The following is a 19,790-nucleotide window of genomic DNA, read 5'->3' as shown; positions in this document are numbered from 1 at the left end:
CTCCTGGATCACATTGTGATTGGGTTGAGCAATTGCTGACAGCAATTGACGCTCAGCGGCTGTTATTCGAACATAGGCCGATGTCACCTGAACTCATTGGCTTTGCCATTGCATTCGTCATCGGCCTCTTTGCCGGTGTGCAATTTGAAAAAGCGATGGCGAAGCAGCGCCGTGCCGAATGGCGGCGTCGGAAAGACAGCAGCGGCAAAGAGCAGCGCGGCGAGTTGCTACACCTCCAACCCAAGCACGATACATTGCCTAAAAAGATACCTGATGCGGCAGACCAGCTCCGCACGGTGATGAAGGCCGAGTTCAAGCCACAACCGTTACTCAATAAGAGCGAGGCGCGACTATTCAAGGCCATCGACAAGTGGGTCATTGATCTACGTCCCGGGTGGCAGGTGATGGCGCAAGTGTCACTTGGCGAGATTCTCAAGTGCGACGACAAAGCCGCATACGCCTGCATCAACTCGAAGCGAGTCGATCTTCTGATCGTTGATGATGAGTGTAGGCCGCTACATGCCATTGAGTATCAGGGCGGCGCGCACTTCAAAGGCGCCCACGCCACAGCCGCGCGTGATGCCGTTAAGAAGGAAGCGCTTCGCCGCGCCGGTATCGGCTATGTCGAGGTGGTCGCCGGCGACACACCCGCCGAGTTGCGGCGAGTGGTGGAGCGGCTTGCCTCGCACTGACAACTTCAAAGAGATGGGGCGTTCCTCGCGTACGCTTTTCACGCAAAGCAGACATTTTGCTCCCGACCCCCCGCCCCCGTCTTTCACCGCACACGGCAAAGAGAAAGGACTCGTTGATTGTAAATCAGCGATGCGAGTCCAAGCCACACGAGATAAGTTAGCAATCTCAGCAACTTGTCGGCAGTCCGCCCCGATGGCGGCGGCCCCAAGATTGATTAGCAATCAGATAGCAGTCAGCGCGATCTTATACATGTGCCTGCTAAGGATGCTAAAGCTGCTAACTTACTGTCGTGGTTAGCACGTTAGCACTGTGAGCGTTCTCGGCAGATAGATTCACGCTATGCGCAGAAGAGCCACGAGCTCAAAGCCGGACGACTTGTCGACCTGGATTGGGTGCCATGGCCAAAAGTCCCGCAACACCTCGGCATGAGGGTGGCCGTGCGTGTAGTCAGGATCGGATGAGAAAACGCTCGCGGCCGGTTTGAAGATCGCGCCAAGACCAGCGTGCCAATTATCCCGCGCACCGTGATGCATGACTTGGAATAGCCCAGCACGTTGTAATCGACTGGTCGAGTAGAAACGCTGAAGTGCGTGGAGCCGCGCGGGCGTGTCGAGGTAGCCGTCCCCCGTTGCGAGTTGCCCAAGATTGGCCTGGCCCCACTGGCGATCGAACGCAGCAGTCGCAGCAACCGTGTCAAACCGTACACGCGATCCGATAGGGCCAGAATAAAGAAACAGCGAAATCAGATTCGCAGGTCCGGGGCCCGCGCCGAATGTGCGTTGGTAGACTCGTTTGAGCGTCGCAAGTGCTGCTTTCCGCCGGACCGGGTTGTTCAGTAGAAACCTCGAGACCCGACTTGCACGGCTCACAAATTTCGTCGTTGCGAGAGGCTGCATTGAAGCGTCGTTGTAAGGCACGAGCTCCCAAAGCGTGCTGATCAGAATCCGTCCGCTGGGGCGAAGAAAACGAACTTGGATGTTGGAGGTACCGGACAGTATTGGATCTGCGTCGCTCTCGGGCGGTGGATCCCCGTACTCCGGCTTGCCACCCTCGATCGGTAGATCGGGATCAAATCCCTCCTCCGCCGGAGGCACAACGTCGTCAGGCCCCGCAGAAGGTACGAAGACAATTTCGCCGAAGTCGCCGCCCGAAGAGGCGAGGTAGCCGGCAGGATCGAGGTAAAAACCGAATAGAGCGTCCGCCTCAGTCACTCCTTGCCCGATCGCAATGAGGAGTCGCTGCCAAAGCGGGATATAGGGAAGTAACAGGGTGCGCACACGCAGACCCTTGATCAACTCAACGATGCCGTTGATGTGGTCGCTGTCGAAATGCGACAGTGTGACAAGGTCGATTGTTTGAGCGTCTAGCTGGCGTTTGTAGGTACCTATGGCGACATCTCGCTCCGCGGCGCCCGAAGTCGAGCCACAGTCGTAAACCCAGTTGAATTGGCCCCCCGAACACCAGCAAGGCGGCCGGTCATAAAGAGGCCTTGGCCCACCGGCCACCAGGAAACGTCGAGCAACGCAACTGCCCCAAGAGACGGCGCCGGGCTCACCGTTACACTAATAAACTGGCTGGCGTCGGGGTACGGGAGGGCTGCACGGGTAGCCATATAAGCCAAAGCTGCCTGTAGCGGTGCCGGGGGAACAGCGGGGTGAAGAGTTCGGTTCTCGATCTCCCCAATGCGGGCGTGATTAATGTGCCGGCCGGGTCGAGTAAAATACGAAAGGATGTCCTGCTTGGAAAGCTCGGGCTTTAGCGCGAGCATCGTCTTGATCAGGCTGACCTCGTCGGGCGTCAAAGCAGCCATCGAGAGTCCGAAGTCACTGGAGCTGTTCTTGCTCGGGAATTGACTGTCGTATCATCGCTCAAGCGGCGAGCACGCTATCAGTCGTCGCGAAATCACCAAGTAGCAAATCGAGCAGCTCGTGATGGATCTCTTGCCACGGCCGCGCGAGGTCGACGGTAGCTACGCGGATGCGGTGGTTGGGCAGCTCGTAGTCCAGTCTCAGACTGGTTTTTACCGCTGGGTAAATCAAAAGGCCGTCAGCTTGTGCTGCGGGTGTTTGAGCGGCGATATGCCTGAGGTAGGTGTAAAGCTGGTACAAGTTGCCCGAGTGCACCTTCGAGCCACCGTGGTAGTGCGCTAAGGTGCTCGTATAGTACTTGGCGTCGGCAACGACGATCCGATCGGGTGACCGCAGCGTCAGATCGGTACGCATCGTGGGCAGGTATGAGAGAGCTCCCGGTGTTAGCGCCTTGGCCTCCCAAGTCATCACCTCGCTGCCGACAGTGAAGCGGTCTTGCTCGTGAGCGTAGAAGTTCCTCAGAAACTCCTCGAACACAGTAGACATCCGCACCTCATCGTTAAGGATGTCCGCGAAGCGTGCGCCGCCGCCTGACTCCTCCGGCAGAAGGCAGCGAAAGACCAGCTCGCATATCTGCAGGAGCAGACCGTACTGACGGGTATTCCGAGAGAGCTGCACGCGCCGGAAGCAAGCCGCCTGAAGGTGTATGTCCGAAACGTCTTCCAGACGACGAGCGATGAGCCTTAACTCGTGTCGATATACCTTCTCGAGCGCGTCAGCTCGCGCGAGCATTCGCACCGCAGCCTTCAGGATCTGATTGTTCAGGACGTCGCGTATGAGCTCGTCATACTCGCATACGACCTGCCCCCTCTGAAGCGTCTGGCGTTTGACAATCTCATCGAGAATGAGCCGGCCCTTGGGCGAGCGCAGGTCCTCACGTCGGGTCTCGTAGCCGCGATCTAAGCCCTTCCGTATCAGGCGATTGGTCCCGTCGATCAGCAGCTTAGCAAGCAAGTTGTGTAGGTCAGGACACTCGTCGACGCCCACCGGAATCTCATTGCCCGCCGGGAAGCGAGCCCAAGCATACGTGAAAAGGTAATACAGGTTACGGATCGGGATCGTCATGAGATTAGCCGTGCGAACCAGCTCTCTGCCTTCGCCGAGTCGTCGAACCAGTACTCTCTCAGCAATGGATAAATCTCTGTCTCCATGACCGAGCGGCTCCATGCCGTTCCGTCGGCTACTGGTTCATTAGGAACAAAAAAGCTGTGGCCGATACGGAACCCGGGCCCGAGGTTTGTCGTGTCCAAAGCTATGTCATCGTTCAGGGCGGTCATGCGGGTTATCACCCAGTCAATGACCTCTTCGCCGATCGCCTTGTCAGTGAGATGTGCGCGAAAGGTTGGCGAGGTGAAGCCGGGCTCGAGGTCAAAAAACCCAAACCGTCGCCGCAAGGCGTAGTCGACCATGGAAAGCGAACGATCCGCCGTGTTCATCATGCCGATGATGTGAAGGTTGGGCGGCACGTAAAATCGCGGATCTCCATCAGCACTGTATGCGAGGCTCACACCCCACTCTCGGGATCGCTTATCGGGCTCGATTAGAAGCATCAGTTCGCCGAAGATCTTCGAAAGGTTGCCGCGATTGACCTCATCGATGATGAAAACATATGGCCGGGTTTGATCGTTGGCTGCCCGCTGGCAAAATCTGAAAAACGTTCCGTCTCTTAGTTCGAAACCTCCGGCAACCGTGGGCCGGTACCCCTGAATGAAATCTTCGTATCCGTAGGATTGATGGAACTGCACCGTCTCAACACGAGATGCGTCTCGTACCCCGAGGAGTGCGTAGGCCAGTCGCTTTGCAATGAATGATTTGCCTACGCCTGGCGCCCCTTGCAGTACTATGTTCTTCTTGCGGACCCACGTGCTCAGAATGCGTTCGAACTCTTCGCGAGGTAGGAAGAGCTCAGCCATTGCATCGTCGATTGTAAACGGCGGCATATCCACCCCGTCGGAATGATCCGGGGAAAGTGGTTCGGCTTCCGGGGTGAGGTCGCCTGTAACAACGGACCGCGCCAGCTCATCATAGGCCGCGAGCAAAGCTTCGAGGTGCGAGTTAAGTTCGGCATCGGTCGGAAGTGCAGTCGCATCGTATTTCACATACGCGATGACGCTCTGCTCATAGCCGCGAGCCAGGCGGCCGTCGCATTTCAGATCTACATCGTTATCGAGGATGAAGCCCGCCCCCGCCAACTCGGAGATGCCCGAGCGAAAGTTCGAGGCGCGCTCACTCAACACCTCGTTTGCACGAGCTGGCCCGAGCTCGTTGTTGAGATCGGTCACACCCTGAGCCAACGTCAGATAAACCGACGATAAGTCCTGTGAGATTAGGAACACGCAGTAGAGTCCGCGTTGTGTGGAAGTTGTGACCTTGCGGTTTAGGATCGAGATCCAGGGAACCCTGGCCCAGACGCCCTTCCCAGCGCTCCAGCTCACCGTCAGATCTGGTCGCTTGGCGACAGGAGGGAGATCCTCAAGCCACTGGCGAAGGTGACTTGCAGCACTCCACAAAGGCTGAATCACAGCGAACGGTTGAGAGCGGGCATCGGAGAATTCCGAGAGAAAGCGCGCCATCAACGTTGCGAAAGGAGTCGTGTCGGGATGGACCGTTGAATTTGGTGTGCGATCAGCTCTCACCAACTCCATGAGCGGTCTAAAGATCTCAGCAGCTTCAAGCGCTTCCGAAAGGAGATCGCGACCCTCGAGTTCAGCAGGGAGCAGGTACCTAGAAATACTACCGCCTGCATTAGCCCTGCCCGCGGCGGAGTGCAGGTAATCGAGCCAATCGGACAGACCATTGAAATCAGAGGATTGAGGCTGAAGGCGTGTTTGGCGCCGTAAGAACCAACCACCCGACTGTTCAAGCGAAGGCTCTAGCTCTCGAGCGACTTGGGACCCGCTTTTCGGGATCAAATCATAAATCTTCGGGGCTGCAGCGCGCATCTTAGCCTTGATGGAGCTAGCCGAGAACCCGCTGGGATGTGTGGATGGCGCGAACCCAAGTTCCACCCCGCGGGTCGAGACAATCATGAAGAGCTGGGGATTGCCGACAAACGCCTCGGCGTTCTCCTTGGCGTAGATGCCAAACCAAAGATCTTTTGGGACAGCACCTCGAACTCCACTCCCCAGGTTGAATCCAGCTGTTAGCTTCAGTTCGTAGTCTGACTGGCCAAGACTGGCGACGACGGCGGCCCCAACTTCCTTCAAAGCGCTGGTTATGCGGATATACGCCTGCCGCTCGTCATCACTGAGGTCTGCATACCGGCCCTTGGCTCGGGAGCTCTCTAACAACGAGAGGTCGGCTGCAGTGATCTTCACTTCTGTTACGAATTCGAAGCCCAACGCGGAGAGCTTCTGCCTGACCACCTCGCCGCCCGAGAACTCGTCATTGCGGAGGGGGCCGCGATCGGGGAACTGTTTACCCACGGCCACACCGGCGATAGCCTTCGAGTCATAAGCTTTGCCGTCGTGTTGCACGAAATACGACTTGGCAGAGCCGTAACCATACTTCTGAAGAAAAGCACTGCGGCCTAGTTCGTCCCACTCTCGGATCGCTTCTAAGACCGCCTCACGGCTCGTGAGCAGGTTCACGCTCATTCAGTTACCTCTCCCGGCGTATGCCTGTTCCCTCGCAGCAGCTTAGGCTGGATTGAGGGCCCAGTGCTACCGCCGATCAACTGAGCTCATGAGTGCAGGCGGAAAGTGTTGGAATGCGAAACGTCGCGTTTTCGATGGTTTTTCATCAGACCGGCGCGGAGCTCAAGCTGCGGCCGGGAACCTGTAAAATTCTACGGTCTGTCGAAGTTGGCGATCTCGTTGAAGCGGCACTCCGCGGTGCGCCGGCTCAAGACCATCCAGGACCCATGCATGCCAGCAGTCTTCGTCCACGCGCACGGCAGCCAACGAGATACCGGCATCAATGCACTCATCGATGACGTGGCGGACGAGACTGGCGGCGTTCGCTGCCGGTTCATTCCAGAGCTGGACTGGAAGAGGTTCCGGAATCTTCGAGTTTTGAAGAACTTGAGCGATACCAATGGAGATCTCTTTCAGCTCTGCCATTTTCGACGCCTACCCGTCCCTGCAAACAGTTCCTAGCTGGTTCACTCCGCGGCCTTAATAGCCATGCCGTGCCTGTTGCAGCGCACGCGAAAAACTTCCGTTCGCACGCTCGCGTCCAAGCAACTCTTCAAGCTCGGAAATGCTAAGTTCGGAGTAGTCTGGCCTTTGTTCGCGCTTGAGGATCAGATCCCGCGGTATGAGGGAAGCGATGATGCGCAGATAGGTTGCTGGATCATCCCCGCGCAGCTGCGCCAGTGCATCGGGTCCGTGTTCAGCGAAGTCAATTTCAATCGCCGCAATGAACGTTTCCGTGAGCCGATTGCGGCTCCCCTTCCTCCGACCGCCCCCGCTATTGCCCGTTAGGAAACGGCCACGCGCGTCCCGCGCCTCCTCATGCACGGGGGCCGACGCGGCTAAGTTGGCGGTCTCATCAGCGGGACTGACGGCGCCGGCCGGCAAACTAGGCCAGGCAACTTTGTCGTGGCTCATGGCACAAGCCTCCACACTTCTTTGTGAGCTTTTCCGTCGACAATCGTATTTGGCGGCAAGCGTTGAACCCACCCACTTTCTTCGAGAATCTTTGTGGCAGCACGTGCAGATTTGGCGTCCCGCAGCTCGACGGGCCCAAACTGATAGATCATCGCGAGATGCAGGATGGGGTCCCGTTGGCTCTGCCACCAAGTGAGCAATCGTTGTGCGATTCGAAGCTCACGAGAAATCGATGCGCCACCGTGCAGCCGCAACATCTCGTTGGCATAGTACGTGGCGAGCGTCACCCCGCACTGCATCGCTACTAACGGGACCTCCATGGCATCCGGGTTGTCATACAGCGTGAGAATTGCCGCGAGCCGGCCGGCATGCTCTGCGAGTTTGGCACCAAAGGGTCGGACCGTTGAGAGACCCCCATTGAGTGCAATCGCCTGTTCGCACAGATCATGGAAAGCGATCCACGCGACCTTTGCTTCAGGATGCAGCCGCATCACGGGCGGGTCCAGCGCATCGGGCATGTCAGGTCGCGTTATGAATTGCCGCTTCAGCAAGTGGGTCAGCCGCGCATTGTAATCAGCCAATATTGCGTCATCACCGCCGTTGGGTTCGCGATAGAGGCGCGTTCCCGCCGTGCTACTGGGCGCCGCAATCAGTGTTCGTGCTAAGAACCCAATGCCCTCGAAAAGGGGATCAGCAAGGAGCGCCTCAGCGACGATTGGCTGCAGCATCAAGTGCGCCGAGCAGCGCCGCCCAGGGAGAAACATCTCACCAGTTCCGACACGCAAACGCCTGATGGCATCCCCATCCCAAAGAGTGTTGAACAACGCTGCTGTCCTCATCTTCGCCTCGTCGTTGAAAGCCGCACCGCCAATCAGCAGACCACCCTCCGCCGTGAAGACCCCTGCCATTGGACGGCCCAGAGCTAAGTGCAACGTCAGCGCTTCTGGCGTCGGGTCTGCAACGAGTAGCATCGGATGCGGCGGTGCCTTCGGCTCAGGTCCAACAGCGTCAAGAGCCGCGCGGATGGTCGCCACATCGCCTTTGGTACGTCTGGCCCGATCGCGCCCAGTGTCCCATGCAGCCTTGGCGTTGATGTACGAGAGGCGGTCACGTTCGGAATCTTGCCGCCACTCCTCTTCAACCCGCAGCACGGGAGCCAAAGCAATTCGATCGACGCTGGACTTGCGTTCACCACTGTCAGCGATTGTCACATGGAATCCCGTGAGGGGCTTACAGCCGCCACCCGGCAATTCTACGTTGCGTTGCGCTTGGACGGCTAAGGTCGCGGCGGCCAAAGCAGATTGCGCGCACATAGCGACGGGCGCTTGAGTGCGATGATGAAGTGCCAATGCCACATTTCCCAGTGGCCCTAACGCTGTAACCGGGAACGGTTGCGCCGCTGGAGGATCTCGGAACAGCGGCCGCTTCTCGGGAGGAACCGACGCTTCGGCGGCTTGCGTCTGCGCAAAAGCGGTAGCGTCTTCGCGCGTCCAATTGGCCGGATTAGCAGTGCTAGCATCCACGGCCGAGCTCCCCGCGGCGAAGGCCACTCAATGAAGTCGCCTGTGCCTCGCGGCGGCTCAATCCGGCTTGCTGTCCAGCCTCAAAGAGCAAGGCAAATGCTACATCTCTTTGCACGACGCCTGCATCTACGAAGTCGCCGAGCCGACAGGCCGCCCAAAAGAGTAGCCGGTTCCGGCTGCCGGTGGGCGCCCTGACCACCGCTTGGATCAAGCCGCTTAACTGATTGGTGGCGATTTCTGGCGTTGCCGGCACGCTCGAACGAGATGGCACCCGATATGGCTGCAACACGGCTGTAACCAGCCAATCGGGCATTATTGGCAATGCTCGATTAGCGATTGCAGACACGAGTTGCTCTAATGTGCCATTTAATATCGCATAGCGACGTCCGTCTGGCAGTTTGTTGCCCGGCGCGATGACATAGCCATTGTCTCGGACATCGACGGCGTCTGCGAGCCGGCCTTTGGTCTTCCCCAGAGTCTTCGGTTTCTGAAAGAAGAAGTGCAGCCCGTCCCGGGGCGTGTGGACGGCCGGCACCGACCTCCAGTCAAAACCATGCTGCGCATATATTGCCATAACATTGGCAACGCCGTCACCATTCCCGTGACGGTCGGCATCAAGAACTAACACGTTGTTGGCCGAGCATGGCAGGCCGTAAATCGCGGTCGGATACTTCGCTGCCCAATCGTTCAGTCTGTCGAGGCGAGCAGTAGCCTCATGGAAACCATTGGCCACATACGGGCTTTTTGAACCCTCGCCCGCCTCCTTACACGGAAAGACGGGTACGTCTGACGCGCAGTATGTACGTGCGACTAGCTGATTCTCACTGCTAATCATGTGCCCGACCGATCGCGAAGGGCTCTGTTGATCAGCATGTCGAGGTAATCGTCGGTGGGAATGGGTGCACATTCCGCGATCACCAGGCCATTCGTTTTGATCGGCACGCCGTGGGGCACCCGCACCAAAAACAGGGAGTGCCGCTCAAAAACTGAATACGGCTGATCCGCCGGCGGTGTGTCATCCTCGAACAAGCCGCCCATCTCACGCTACCTCGCTGGTGGAGCGAGTCAGACAGCTCTCGAGCCATGCCTCTAAGTCGCAGCGGCGATAGCGGACAGCGCCACCTAACTTGCAATATCGAGGCCCCTCCCCAGTGAGGCGAAGTCGTTCAAGTGTAGGCTTCCCAAGCCGCAGAAACTCCGCGGCCTCAGGCGTCTTATATAATTCTCTCATTGGTGCCTCCGTGATCAGGTGGCACCAGTGCTAATCTGCTGTTGTCATGGGCGCACAGTAAGCCGCAGTCGGAGCTTACTTCCCTGCTGCTCTGCGCCGTCGCTTCGCGTTGTTCAGGCGTTCGGACTCAATCTCGATGCCCTGCTCGGCCAGCCAATCAAGTGCCGCTCTGTCGGAAACGTGAGCGTCTAAACTTGCTCCAGCGCCTACGTTCAACATCCACTTCGCTTCCCTCACAAGCACATGGATGCGGTAATCTTCTCGAGCAACGTCGCGGTTGACCTTCGTTCTCTGCCTGAAACGGTCCGGGGGCAGCCTCTCTAATTCATCCGCAAGGTATTCTCGCACAGACTGGCAAAGCGGCTTGCCAGAGCGCAGCAACTCCACCAGGTCGCGTTGATCCCCGTGCATGGACGCGACAACCGGTTCAATCTGGGCGATATCAATCACGCTCCCGCTCCCTCGAGACGCAAGATCTCTGAGCGGCCAGACGTTTCTAAGAGCTCTTCGATGTGACGCGCCCAAGCGTTGAGGGCATCACGCTTTTCCAAAGCCCAGTCATGCCGCTGATAGATGCCTGCAACTCCAGCTTTTGAACCGCTGATATGGTTCAATACAGCTTCTGTGACTTCGAAGCGGACACCAAGCCGCTGAAAGCCGGTGGCCACCGTGCGCCGAATATCATGAACGCGCCAATCAGGGAGCGCCTTGCCTTCACTGCAATCCGCCACGACAGCATCTAGCGCCCGCTTGGCTTTAGTGAAGCCGCTAATACCGGTTGTGCCGGTGGTCGTTAGAACTACGCCTACAGTCGGCCATCGCGGCTCTTCTGCACCCTCCACGCCAGCAACGGCGTCAAGTTCGGCAATCGCCAGCGGCGACAGCGGCACAATGTGGGCTTTGCGGTTCTTCACTCGCTCAGCTGGAATAGTTAGCGTCGCGGCACTCCGGTCAAGCTCTTGCCAACGCATTTCGGCAACTTCCGAGCGACGTTGAGCTGTCAAAATGAGCAGCCGGAAAAATGGTCCAAACGGCCGGCCTAATGTCGTGCTGGCTTGCCAGATCAGAGCAAGCTCGCGGTCGTCGAGGACCCGGTCGCGAGCTCTAGGCGCAGTGGGCTTTGCCATCTGCGAGAGCGGATTATCAGGTATGTCACCGCGCTTGGTCGCCCATCCGAACAAAACTGACGCATAAGTGAAGACCGCTCGCCTGATGCCACGCCGCTCGACGGGAATCGCATCTAACACGCGCTGCAAATCACTTCGATCGATGTGTGGAAACGGCTTGCCTCTGAGGAAAGGCCGGAGGTGGTTTTGCACCACCAGTCGTGCAAGGCGGACGCTCGAAGGTCGCCGCTCTTTTTCATGCTCATATTCGTGGAGCCAAAGAGCAGTCAGCTTTTCAAACGTTAGCTCGTCTTCGAGCCGGGCCTTTTCCTCAGCCAATTCGATGGCCTTACGCTTCGCGGCCGCCTTTTCGATTTCCTCTTCCCTGGGGTCAACGCCGGCCGCGACCTTTCCGGCGAGCTCTTTCGCTTTCTCTCTTGCCATCGCAGGTGTGAAAGGATCGCCATGCTTTCCGATGGTGTAGCGCTTAGCCGCCGTCCGCGCCGCCTTCTTCGGCTCGGCAACTCGATACTGGTAGATGTAGACCTTGCTGCCCGCAGGAGTGATTTTCAGTCCAAAGCCCTTCAGTTCGGTATCCCAAAGAAAAGCGTCTGCGAGACCCGGTTTCGCCGCATCCACTTCAGTTTTGCTGATCTTCACCGTGCTCACTAGGTCAGCTGATACCATCGTCAGCAATCACATAGCAATCACTAGCAATCAGATTTGCGACGAGTTCTGAAAACGGGTGATGACAAAAAACTAAGTACGACAACGATTAAGGTATGATTGCCGTCGCCGCCGCTCTGTACTGACGCTGACTCTTAATCAGCGGGTCCTAGGTTCGAGCCCTAGTGCGTCCACCATTTTTCAGTCACTTAGCGGTTTTTTACCGATCCTCAGTCGCGCCAGGGTACCACTGGGGTACCAGATTCGTGGCGGCATGCTCGACGACCGCTGCAGGTTCGGAATGGGGCGAAATCGTACGTTGCGCCGCGCGCGCTCGACCTCACTGTTGCTTGACCGCGCGGCGGCGCATCTTCACCCAACTTCCGTCATGGTCACGCCTGAACTCAGCAACTTCGCCTCACATCTCGCCGATGCAGCGCGGCTGGTCACCCTAGCGTCCGCGACGGGAATGATTGCGGTCGAAAACAAGGGCGCTGCGCGCCTTTTCGACCCTGTGACAGAAGCGGATCGAGCCGCCGAGAACGCGATGCAACGTCTGATTGGGGAGGCGTATCCCGAGCACGGTTTCGCGGGAGAGGAGTTCGGCGAACAGCTCGGCAGCAGTCCCTATAGCTGGAGCCTCGATCCAATCGACGGCACGCGTTCCTACGTTTGCGGCCTTCCCACTTGGACAACACTTATCGCGTTGCTCGAAAACGGGCAGCCGGTGCTCGGGATCATCGACGCGCCCCGCCTCGACGAGCGCTACGTCGGCGACGGCGCCGCGGCCTGGTGCGAGCGTGCCGGCATCAGTGCAGCGCTTCAATCGAGCGGCTGCACCGAGCTTGAACAGGCGCGGCTTTCAACGACGGACCCGTTCCTGTTCGCTGGCCAGGCGGAGGACGCTTTTGCCGGACTCCGGCGCGCGGTGCGGATGACTCGGTACGGCCACGATGGCTACGCCTACGCGCGGCTCGCTGCTGGCACGATTGACCTCGTCGTCGAATGCGCCCTTAAGCCCCATGACTATCACGCGCTGGTTGCAGTGGTTCGGGGCGCAGGAGGCGTGTTCGGAGACTGGTCGGGGGGCACCGACTTTGCCGCCGGACGGGTGATCGCGGCGGCGACGCCGCAGCTATACGAAGCCGCCGTGGACGTCATTCAGATGGCGGTGCCGCCGAGTGTCGGCGGCGGAGCACTTCGATGACCTGCTCCCACTCCATTCCGCGCACCTGAAGCAGCACGACAAGGTGATAGAGGAGGTCGGCCGCCTCCTCGGCACAGCCCGCGGCGTCGCGTGTTACCGCCGCGAGTGCCAGCTCGACCGCTTCCTCCCCAATCTTCTGCGCGATGCGTTCCGCTCCACCCTCGAGCAAGTGGCGGGTGTAGCTCGAGTCTTCCCCCGAGGCCGCGCGCTCGGCAACAATCGCCGACACCTCGGCGAGCCAGCCGGGCCCGCGCAGCCAGGCGTCGCCGAAGCAACTCAGGCTGCCTTCGTGGCAAGTCGGCCCGTGCGGATCGGCGATCACGAGCAACGAGTCGCCATCACAGTCGCTGGTCACCGCCTGCACATCAAGGACGTTGCCGCTGGTTTCACCCTTGCGCCACAGCCGCTGTTTGGAGCGGCTGAAGAAAGTCGCGAACCCGCTTTCGAGCGTCGCCTGTAGCGCCTCGCGATTCATATAACCCAGCATCAGCACCCGGCCCGAGGCGCGGCCCTGCACGATTGCCGGCAGCAGTCCGTCCATCTTGTCCCAAGAGAGCCCATCGACTTCGGCGCTGGTCAGCGGCGCATTTCGATCCCGCATGTGGCGAGAAACTCCTTGAGGTCCGGAATGGAAATCACGCGATCGTGGAACACAGTCGCAGCGAGCGCTGCGCTCGCGCCGGCGTTGAACGCATCGCGGAAATGCCTGGGCTCGCCCGCGCCGCCCGACGCCACGACCGGGACGCTGACTGCCTCGACCACCTCGGTCGTGTGGGCGAGGTCATATCCCGTGCGAACGCCGTCTCGCCGCATGCAGTTGAGCACGATCTCGCCGGCGCCGCGGCTGCACGCCTCCCGCGCCCAGTCGAGCGTCCGGCGGCGTGTATCGCGGGTGGTCAAGGGATTGCCGGTATATTGCTTCACGCGATAGTCGCCGCCGTCCTCGAAGCTGTCGACACCAAGCACCACGCATTGCGCGCCGAAGTCCCTCGCAAGCTCGTCGATCAGCTCGGGCCGTTCGAGCGCTGGTGAGTTGATCGACACCTTGTCCGCCCCGGCGCCGAGGCAAGCGGCGGCCGAATCGCGAGTGCGGATCCCGCCGGCAACCGCGAATGGGATGTCGATCACTTGGGCAATCCGCCCGACCCAAGACAGGTCCAGGCTGCGGCCCTCGGCGCTTGCGGAAATGTCGTAGAAGACGAGCTCATCGGCGCCCTCGTCGCGATAGCGAAGGGCCTGTTCGACGATGTCGCCCGCGTCGCGGTGGTCGCGGAACTGGACGCCCTTGACCACGCGCCCATCTTTCACGTCGAGGCAGGGGATGATCCTACGCGCGGGCACGAGCGATCGCATCCTCAAGCTGCACACGGCCCTCCCAAAGCGCCTTGCCGACGATGACGCCGGAGGTGGTCAGGCGCTCGATGTCGACCAGCGACGACACGCCGCCGGAAGCCTGAACCTCAAGCTGGGGAAGCCGATTTACGGCATCATCGAGCAGCGCGAAGTTCGGCCCGGCGAGTTCGCCGTCGCGGGCAATGTCGGTCAGAAGCAAATGGCGCGCTCCCGGAAAGTAATCGGCCACGGTCCACAGGCTTGCATCCGTGACTTCCGTCCAGCCGGAGACGGCAACCTGCGGACCAGCCGCGGTCATTCGAACATCCAGCGCAAGCGTAATCCGCTCCGCACCAAAGGCGGCGATCCAGTCACGCACCATTTCCGGCGCGCGGACGGCGACACTGCCGACGACGACGCGTTCCACGCCGGAATCGAGCAAATGTTCGACATGCTCGCGCGAACGCACGCCCCCGCCGACCTGCAGTTTTAGCGGCAAGCCGCGCGCGAGCTGGGCGATGCGCTCATGCTGGACGGGCTCGCCCGCCCGGGCGCCGTCCAGATCGACGACGTGCGCCCATTCGGCGCCTGCGACGGCAAATGCGCGAAGCCCGCTTTCGGGGTCGGCGGAATAGTCGGTCGCTTCGTCAAACCGACCCTGGCGAAGGCGCACGACGCGCCCGCCCATCAGGTCCATTGCCGGATAAACGATCATTGCAGAAAGCTTTGCAGAAAGCGCGCACCGGCGGGGCCGGACCGTTCGGGATGGAATTGGGCGCCGAGCCAATTCTGGTGCCGAATTACAGCCGGGATCGGCCGGAGGTAATCGGCGGCGGCCACGGTGGCGCGCCCGTCATCGCAGACGAAGCTGTGGGCAAAGTAGAAATATTCGCCGTCGTCGATGCCGATGCCGGGATCCCGCACCTCGACGCGGGTCCAACCCATGTGCGGCACGGGGAAACCCGGCGTGGGTTGCAAAGCCCGCACCTGACCGGGAATGATCCCGAGGCACGCAGCACCCGCCTCCTCGCTACGCTCGAACAGCAGCTGCATTCCGAGGCAAATGCCGAGCGCCGGCTGGCGAAGCGTGGTCAACGTCTGGCGCAGGCCCAGCGCGTCGATGCGCTCCATCGCGTAGCCGGCCGCGCCGACGCCCGGCAGCAGAACCTTGTCCGCGCGCGATATCTCCTCGGCGTCCGAACTCGCGACCGGCTTGATCCCGAACCGCCTCAAAGCGTGCCGGACCGATCCGACATTGCCGCAGCCGAGATCGACGATCACCAGCTTCACAGCACGCCTTTGGTGCTAGGCGCCAGCGCCGGATCGCCTTCGTGCCGAACCGCCTGGCGAAGCGCGCGGCCGAACGCCTTGAAGCAAGCCTCGGTCTTGTGGTGGTCGTTCTCGCCTTCGACCTTGACGTGGATCGCGGCGTTCATGCTGTCGGCGAGCGAGCGGAAGACGTGGCTAGTCATTTCGGTCGGATAGGCGCCAATGTGGCTGGCCTCGAAGCTGCCCTCGAACCGGCTATAGGGTCTGCCCGATAAATCGATGAGCACCTGCGCCTGCGCCTCGTCCATCGGTAGGGTGAAGCCGAAACGGCCGATGCCGCGACGCTCGCCGAGCGCGCGCGAAAGCGCGGAGCCGAGCGCAATCGCGCAATCCTCGACGCTGTGGTGCGCATCGATGTCGAGGTCGCCCGCGCAGGTCAGGATCAGGCTGAATTCGCCATGCGCGGCAACCTGGTCGAGCATGTGGTCGTAGAACGGCACTCCGGTTTCGATGCGCCGGGGAGTGGCGCGATCGAGGTCGACCGCCACGGCAATCTTCGTTTCCTTGGTCTCGCGCACCAGTTCCGCTCGCCGATCGGGCGCCGACGCGGCTGGGACCCCAAACGCCGCCAGCGCAACCGCATTTTCCCCTTCGGAGCCGATCGTCAGGCGAACCCCACCCGGCGCGGCATTGGGCCGGAACCGCGCCCGAATGCCCAGCCCTCGCAGCTTCTCCGCAAGAACCTGAGGCTCCTCAACCTGGAGGAACAGGAAGTTGCCACCGCCGGTGCGAACCGAGCGAACGATCGGGGAGGCTGCGAGCAGCGGCGCCATCCGCTCGCGCTCGGCGATAATTCGCGCAATGCGTTCCTCGTGGATCGGGCGTCTGTACGGCGCGAGCGCGGCCATCGCCGCTTCCACCGACAAGCTGGGCAGCGGGTAAGGAGGCAATGCCCGCGCAGCGATCGCGATCAGCTCAGGGTTACCGATCGCGCAGCCGACGCGGGCACCCGCCAGGCCGAATGCCTTCGAAAGGGTTTTCAGCACCACCAGGTTCGGGCGCTTCGCCGCTTCGGCCGCAAGGCTCGGCACCGACGCGAACTCGAGATAGGCCTCGTCCAGGACGACGATCGTGTCCAGTAACCTGTCGGCGACCTCGAGCACCTGCTCAGGGGCGACCGCGTTGCCGGTCGGATTATTGGGCGAGCAAATGAAGGCAAGCTTCAGGCCCGGCGCGTCCCTCAGAGCCGCGACGTAGTCGGCTGGGACGAACTCAAACTCGGAGCCCAGCGGCACGGAGATGATGCGCGCACCCTGGAGCCTCGCAAAATGCGCATAAGCCGAAAATGTCGGTGACGGAATCGCCACAGCATCCTCCCCGGCCCTGCAGAAGGCGCGCACCAGCACGTCGATTGCATCGTCGGCGCCGCGCGTGACGACGAGATTCTCCGGCACGACGTTATAGAGAGCGGCAAGCGCCCGCGTCAGCCGCGCGGGCTGTGGCTCAGGATAGCGATTGAGCCCCGCCGCCAACGGGCCATCCGACAGCGGTGAAAATGGATTTTCGTTCGCATCGAGCTTGATCGCGTCGGGGCCGAAGGCGGAGTTCGCCTGGGCCGCGATGTCAAATGGCTCTAGCGCGAGGATCTCCGGCCGCGCCAGACGCTCCGCAAGCGAGCTCATCTACACGCGCTCCAGCCGGGCATCGGCAGCCAAAGCGTGCGCCTCGAGCGCTTCCAACCGCGCGAGCAAGGCGGCCGGGGCCGAGATCCGTCGAGCCGCTTCGGGCGACACTGACAACACACTCATCGCCTTGAGGAAAGTGTAGACGCCGACGCCACTCCAGGCGCGCGCGGCACCATCGGTCGGGAGCACGTGGCTGGAGCCTCCTAGATAGTCGCCGAACGTTTCGGCCGCCGCCCCGCCGGCGAACACCGCGCCGGCATTGCGCACGAGCGGGACGAAAGCTTCCGCATCGGCGACAGCGAGCGATAGATGCTCGGGCGCGTAGACGTTCGCGACCTCCACCGCCTCCGCGAGATCGGCCGTCAGCACCACTCGCCCTTGCTCAAGCGAAGCCCGCGCGATTGCGGCGCGCGGCAGCCGCGGAAGCCGTTCGTCGACTTCGGCAAGCACGCGCCCCGCCAACGCCTCCGAGGGCGTGACCAGAAGGACTTGGGCCGCCGCGTCATGCTCGGCCTGGCTCAGCAGATCGGCGGCGACCCTGGCCGCATCGGCATCGGCATCGGCGATGACCATCAGCTCACTCGGGCCGGCGGGCATGTCGATCGCCGGTCCGCCGGCCATGCTCGCCACCAGCCGCTTTGCCTCGGCGACCCAGGCGTTTCCCGGCCCGCAGATCTTGTCGACCTTCGGGATCGGGCCGGCGCCGAAAGCAAGCGCCGCCACCGCCTGGGCGCCCCCGACTGTCCAAATCGCCTCAATTCCGCACAGCTCGGCAGCGAGCGCGACGAGCGGCGAGAGGCTGCCGTCGCTGCGGGGTGGCGTGACCGTCACGATCTCGCCTACGCCCGCGGTTCGTGCGGGGATCGCCAGCATCAACAGCGTCGAGAACAGAGGCGTCGCTCCGCCGGGCACGTAAAGGCCGACCCGGTCAATCGGCCGCCACACCTTGCGGACCAACAGCCCCGGCGCGGTTTCCACCGCAATGTCGGGCGGCCTGCTGGCCTCATGAAAGGTGCGAATGTTGCGTACCGCCAGCTCGATCGCCGCGAGTTGCTCAGGCGCCAAGGTTCGACGGGCGACCGCAGCCACCGGCGCAACCTCCACCGGGCACGGTTCCCAACCATCGATCTGCTGCGCAACGGCGGACAGGCCGTCCCAGCCGCGCTCGCGCACGGCGGCGACGACCTCCTCCACGGCCGCAGTCAGCCTCGCGTCGCCGCGTTGCTCCGGGCGGGCCAGCGCCTCGCGGCGGCCTCGCCCGTCGAGCGCGTTCCACTCGTAGGTGTTCACATCATCATCTTTTCGATTGGGACAACGAGGATTGCCGACGCGCCGGCACCCTTGAGCTGCTCCAGCGTCTCCCAGAACACGGATTCTTGGCAGACGGCGTGGACAGCGAATTGCCCTGGCCGACCGTGCAGCGGCACGATGGTAGGCGCCCCCGCGCCGGGTAGTAGCGATGTAATCTGCTGCAACGACTGGCCGGTGGCGTTGAGCATGATGTATTTCGATTCTTTGGTCGTCAGCACCCCGTCGACGCGGGTCAGCAGCCCCGCGGAGAGCTTGCTGCGAGTATCGTCCAACATCTTCGTTGTGCGGATCAGCACGGCTTGACTGTCGAGCACCGTCTCGACCGGCCGCAGTCCGTTGGCCTCGAGCGTGGCACCCGTAGACACGAGGTCGCAAACGAAATTGGCGATCTGCAGCCGCGGCGCCAATTCCACGGCGCCGTTCATCTTCACGATCTTCGCGTCGATGCCCTGTTCGGCCAGATAGCGGCGGACAATCCGAGGATAGGACGTCGCAATGCGTTCCCCCGTGAGCGACTTGGGACCATCGTAAGCGAGTGTTTCGGGCGCCGCGATCTTGAGGCTGCAGCCGCCAAAGCCGAGTTCAGCGAGCACCTCGTAGCGTTGCTCATCCGCGCCGAGCGCAAATTCCTCAAGAACGTTCTGTCCGACGATCCCGAACTCGCAGACCCCGTCACTCACGAACGTCGGGATGTCGTCGTCGCGCACAAACATCAGCTCCGCGGGGAAATTCTCGACCCGCGCCGTCAGGCTGTTCTTGCTGCGCTGGATTCGAAAGCCCGCGTCGCGAAGGAGATCACGGCTGAGGTCCGACAGGCGCCCCGACTTCTGGAGCGCGATATGAAGTCGGGTGCGATCAGCGAGCATTGCGCGCGCCCAGCGTGTCGATGGCGCGGCGGTACCCCTGGTGCGGCTCAAGGCGAAGGAAGCGGCCGACGCGAACGATCGTGGTGGTGCTCACACCGGTTGCAAGGTGGATGTCGCGATACGGCATTTCCGTCGTGTCCAGCAGGCGGGCAACGTGCCAGCGCTCAGCCAGCGTACGAAGCTCGGCGGGCGTGCAGAGGTCCCGCAGGAGGTTGCGCATTTCCTCACGGCCGCTGGGCGTCAGCAGCGCGTTGCACAGGTCATCGAGCAGGACTTCGGGTTCGCGGCTTGGTGTAACCCGGCGCTTCTTATCTGTCGGCATCAGCAGCTTGTTCCAACGTATTAATACGATATCACGTAAATACAAACTCTCGCGGCTTGGTCAAGCCATCGGGACACCGGCTTTGGTCGGTGTCCGGGCGTTGGAATTCCGATGCGACGTTGGGAGCAGAGCCAGCAGCGTGGGATGAGACGTCCGCTTCG

Annotated in this window: 21 protein-coding genes; 2 read left to right on the top strand and 19 right to left on the bottom strand. The window is 61.2% G+C overall.

The features are described 5' to 3' along the window. Window positions 1-80 precede the first annotated feature (80 nt). The gene (locus H9L13_RS06830; RefSeq protein WP_187537038.1) at window positions 81-692 is read left to right on the top strand and encodes a DUF2726 domain-containing protein; all 612 of its coding nucleotides are present in this window, start codon (window positions 81-83) and stop codon (window positions 690-692) included. 333 nt (window positions 693-1,025) lie between these two features. Here the strand turns inward: H9L13_RS06830 and H9L13_RS06825 are convergent, their stop codons facing one another. The 11 genes from H9L13_RS06825 to H9L13_RS06775 form a co-directional block, all read right to left on the bottom strand. After that, window positions 1,026-2,198 (bottom strand): ComEC/Rec2 family competence protein, encoded by a 1,173-nt coding sequence (locus H9L13_RS06825; RefSeq protein ID WP_187537037.1) that lies wholly within the window; start codon window positions 2,196-2,198, stop codon window positions 1,026-1,028. 363 nt (window positions 2,199-2,561) lie between these two features. Then, window positions 2,562-3,626: a 5-methylcytosine restriction system specificity protein McrC gene (locus H9L13_RS06820; RefSeq protein ID WP_187537036.1), complete on the bottom strand. Its 1,065-nt coding sequence runs from the start codon at window positions 3,624-3,626 to the stop codon at window positions 2,562-2,564. Beyond that, window positions 3,623-6,157, bottom strand: coding sequence for an MrcB family domain-containing protein (locus H9L13_RS06815; protein WP_187537035.1), 2,535 nt, complete (start codon window positions 6,155-6,157; stop codon window positions 3,623-3,625). Before H9L13_RS06815 ends, H9L13_RS06820 begins: the two co-directional genes overlap by 4 nt. A gap of 162 nt (window positions 6,158-6,319) precedes the next feature. Next, window positions 6,320-6,622 carry a hypothetical protein gene (locus H9L13_RS06810; protein ID WP_187537034.1) on the bottom strand — a complete coding sequence of 101 codons (303 nt, stop codon included), beginning with the start codon at window positions 6,620-6,622 and terminating at the stop codon, window positions 6,320-6,322. Between the two features lie 54 nt (window positions 6,623-6,676). Next, the gene (locus H9L13_RS06805; RefSeq protein WP_187537033.1) at window positions 6,677-7,111 is read right to left on the bottom strand and encodes a hypothetical protein; all 435 of its coding nucleotides are present in this window, start codon (window positions 7,109-7,111) and stop codon (window positions 6,677-6,679) included. Continuing rightward, window positions 7,108-8,424, bottom strand: coding sequence for a YfjI family protein (locus H9L13_RS06800; protein ID WP_244954836.1), 1,317 nt, complete (start codon window positions 8,422-8,424; stop codon window positions 7,108-7,110). The genes H9L13_RS06805 and H9L13_RS06800 overlap by 4 nt, the downstream gene beginning before the upstream one ends. A gap of 199 nt (window positions 8,425-8,623) precedes the next feature. Continuing rightward, window positions 8,624-9,469, bottom strand: coding sequence for a bifunctional DNA primase/polymerase (locus H9L13_RS06795; RefSeq protein ID WP_187537031.1), 846 nt, complete (start codon window positions 9,467-9,469; stop codon window positions 8,624-8,626). Further along, window positions 9,466-9,672 (bottom strand): hypothetical protein, encoded by a 207-nt coding sequence (locus tag H9L13_RS06790; protein ID WP_187537030.1) that lies wholly within the window; start codon window positions 9,670-9,672, stop codon window positions 9,466-9,468. The genes H9L13_RS06795 and H9L13_RS06790 overlap by 4 nt, the downstream gene beginning before the upstream one ends. A gap of 1 nt (window position 9,673) precedes the next feature. Continuing rightward, on the bottom strand, window positions 9,674-9,865 hold the full coding sequence (locus H9L13_RS06785; protein ID WP_187537029.1) for a helix-turn-helix transcriptional regulator: 192 nt from the start codon (window positions 9,863-9,865) through the stop codon (window positions 9,674-9,676). A gap of 75 nt (window positions 9,866-9,940) precedes the next feature. Next, window positions 9,941-10,315 (bottom strand): hypothetical protein, encoded by a 375-nt coding sequence (locus tag H9L13_RS06780; protein ID WP_187537028.1) that lies wholly within the window; start codon window positions 10,313-10,315, stop codon window positions 9,941-9,943. After that, entirely contained in the window at window positions 10,312-11,631 is a 1,320-nt protein-coding gene (locus tag H9L13_RS06775; protein ID WP_187537027.1) for a tyrosine-type recombinase/integrase, read from the bottom strand. The genes H9L13_RS06780 and H9L13_RS06775 overlap by 4 nt, the downstream gene beginning before the upstream one ends. A 280-nt stretch (window positions 11,632-11,911) precedes the next feature. Between H9L13_RS06775 and H9L13_RS06770 the strand changes: the two genes are divergently transcribed. Continuing rightward, entirely contained in the window at window positions 11,912-12,844 is a 933-nt protein-coding gene (locus H9L13_RS06770) for an inositol monophosphatase family protein (protein WP_187537026.1), read from the top strand. Here H9L13_RS06770 and hisIE read toward each other — a convergent pair. The 8 genes from hisIE to H9L13_RS06730 are packed head-to-tail and all read right to left on the bottom strand — an operon-like array spanning window position 12,795 to window position 19,629. Continuing rightward, window positions 12,795-13,445, bottom strand: a complete 651-nt coding sequence (gene hisIE, locus H9L13_RS06765) for a bifunctional phosphoribosyl-AMP cyclohydrolase/phosphoribosyl-ATP diphosphatase HisIE (protein ID WP_187537025.1) — start codon at window positions 13,443-13,445, stop codon at window positions 12,795-12,797. The genes H9L13_RS06770 and hisIE overlap by 50 nt on opposite strands. Continuing rightward, entirely contained in the window at window positions 13,421-14,185 is a 765-nt protein-coding gene (gene hisF / locus H9L13_RS06760; RefSeq protein WP_187537024.1) for an imidazole glycerol phosphate synthase subunit HisF, read from the bottom strand. Before hisF ends, hisIE begins: the two co-directional genes overlap by 25 nt. Next, entirely contained in the window at window positions 14,172-14,891 is a 720-nt protein-coding gene (locus tag H9L13_RS06755; protein WP_187537023.1) for a 1-(5-phosphoribosyl)-5-[(5-phosphoribosylamino)methylideneamino]imidazole-4-carboxamide isomerase, read from the bottom strand. The genes hisF and H9L13_RS06755 overlap by 14 nt, the downstream gene beginning before the upstream one ends. After that, complete coding sequence (gene hisH, locus H9L13_RS06750; RefSeq protein ID WP_187537022.1) at window positions 14,888-15,466, bottom strand: imidazole glycerol phosphate synthase subunit HisH; 579 nt, start codon at window positions 15,464-15,466, stop codon at window positions 14,888-14,890. Before hisH ends, H9L13_RS06755 begins: the two co-directional genes overlap by 4 nt. Continuing rightward, window positions 15,463-17,127 carry a histidinol-phosphate transaminase gene (gene hisC, locus H9L13_RS12615; RefSeq protein WP_223176435.1) on the bottom strand — a complete coding sequence of 555 codons (1,665 nt, stop codon included), beginning with the start codon at window positions 17,125-17,127 and terminating at the stop codon, window positions 15,463-15,465. The genes hisH and hisC overlap by 4 nt, the downstream gene beginning before the upstream one ends. Next, window positions 17,128-18,420, bottom strand: coding sequence for a histidinol dehydrogenase (hisD, locus tag H9L13_RS06740; protein ID WP_187537021.1), 1,293 nt, complete (start codon window positions 18,418-18,420; stop codon window positions 17,128-17,130). It abuts the gene before it with no gap. Continuing rightward, window positions 18,417-19,307: an ATP phosphoribosyltransferase gene (hisG, locus tag H9L13_RS06735; RefSeq protein WP_187537020.1), complete on the bottom strand. Its 891-nt coding sequence runs from the start codon at window positions 19,305-19,307 to the stop codon at window positions 18,417-18,419. The genes hisD and hisG overlap by 4 nt, the downstream gene beginning before the upstream one ends. Next, window positions 19,297-19,629: a YerC/YecD family TrpR-related protein gene (locus tag H9L13_RS06730; RefSeq protein ID WP_187537019.1), complete on the bottom strand. Its 333-nt coding sequence runs from the start codon at window positions 19,627-19,629 to the stop codon at window positions 19,297-19,299. Before H9L13_RS06730 ends, hisG begins: the two co-directional genes overlap by 11 nt. Between the last annotated feature and the right edge of the window lie 161 nt (window positions 19,630-19,790).

Source organism: Sphingomonas lutea (assembly GCF_014396785.1).
GTDB lineage: Bacteria > Pseudomonadota > Alphaproteobacteria > Sphingomonadales > Sphingomonadaceae > Sphingomicrobium > Sphingomicrobium luteum.
This window is presented reverse-complemented; position numbering and strand designations above follow the sequence as displayed.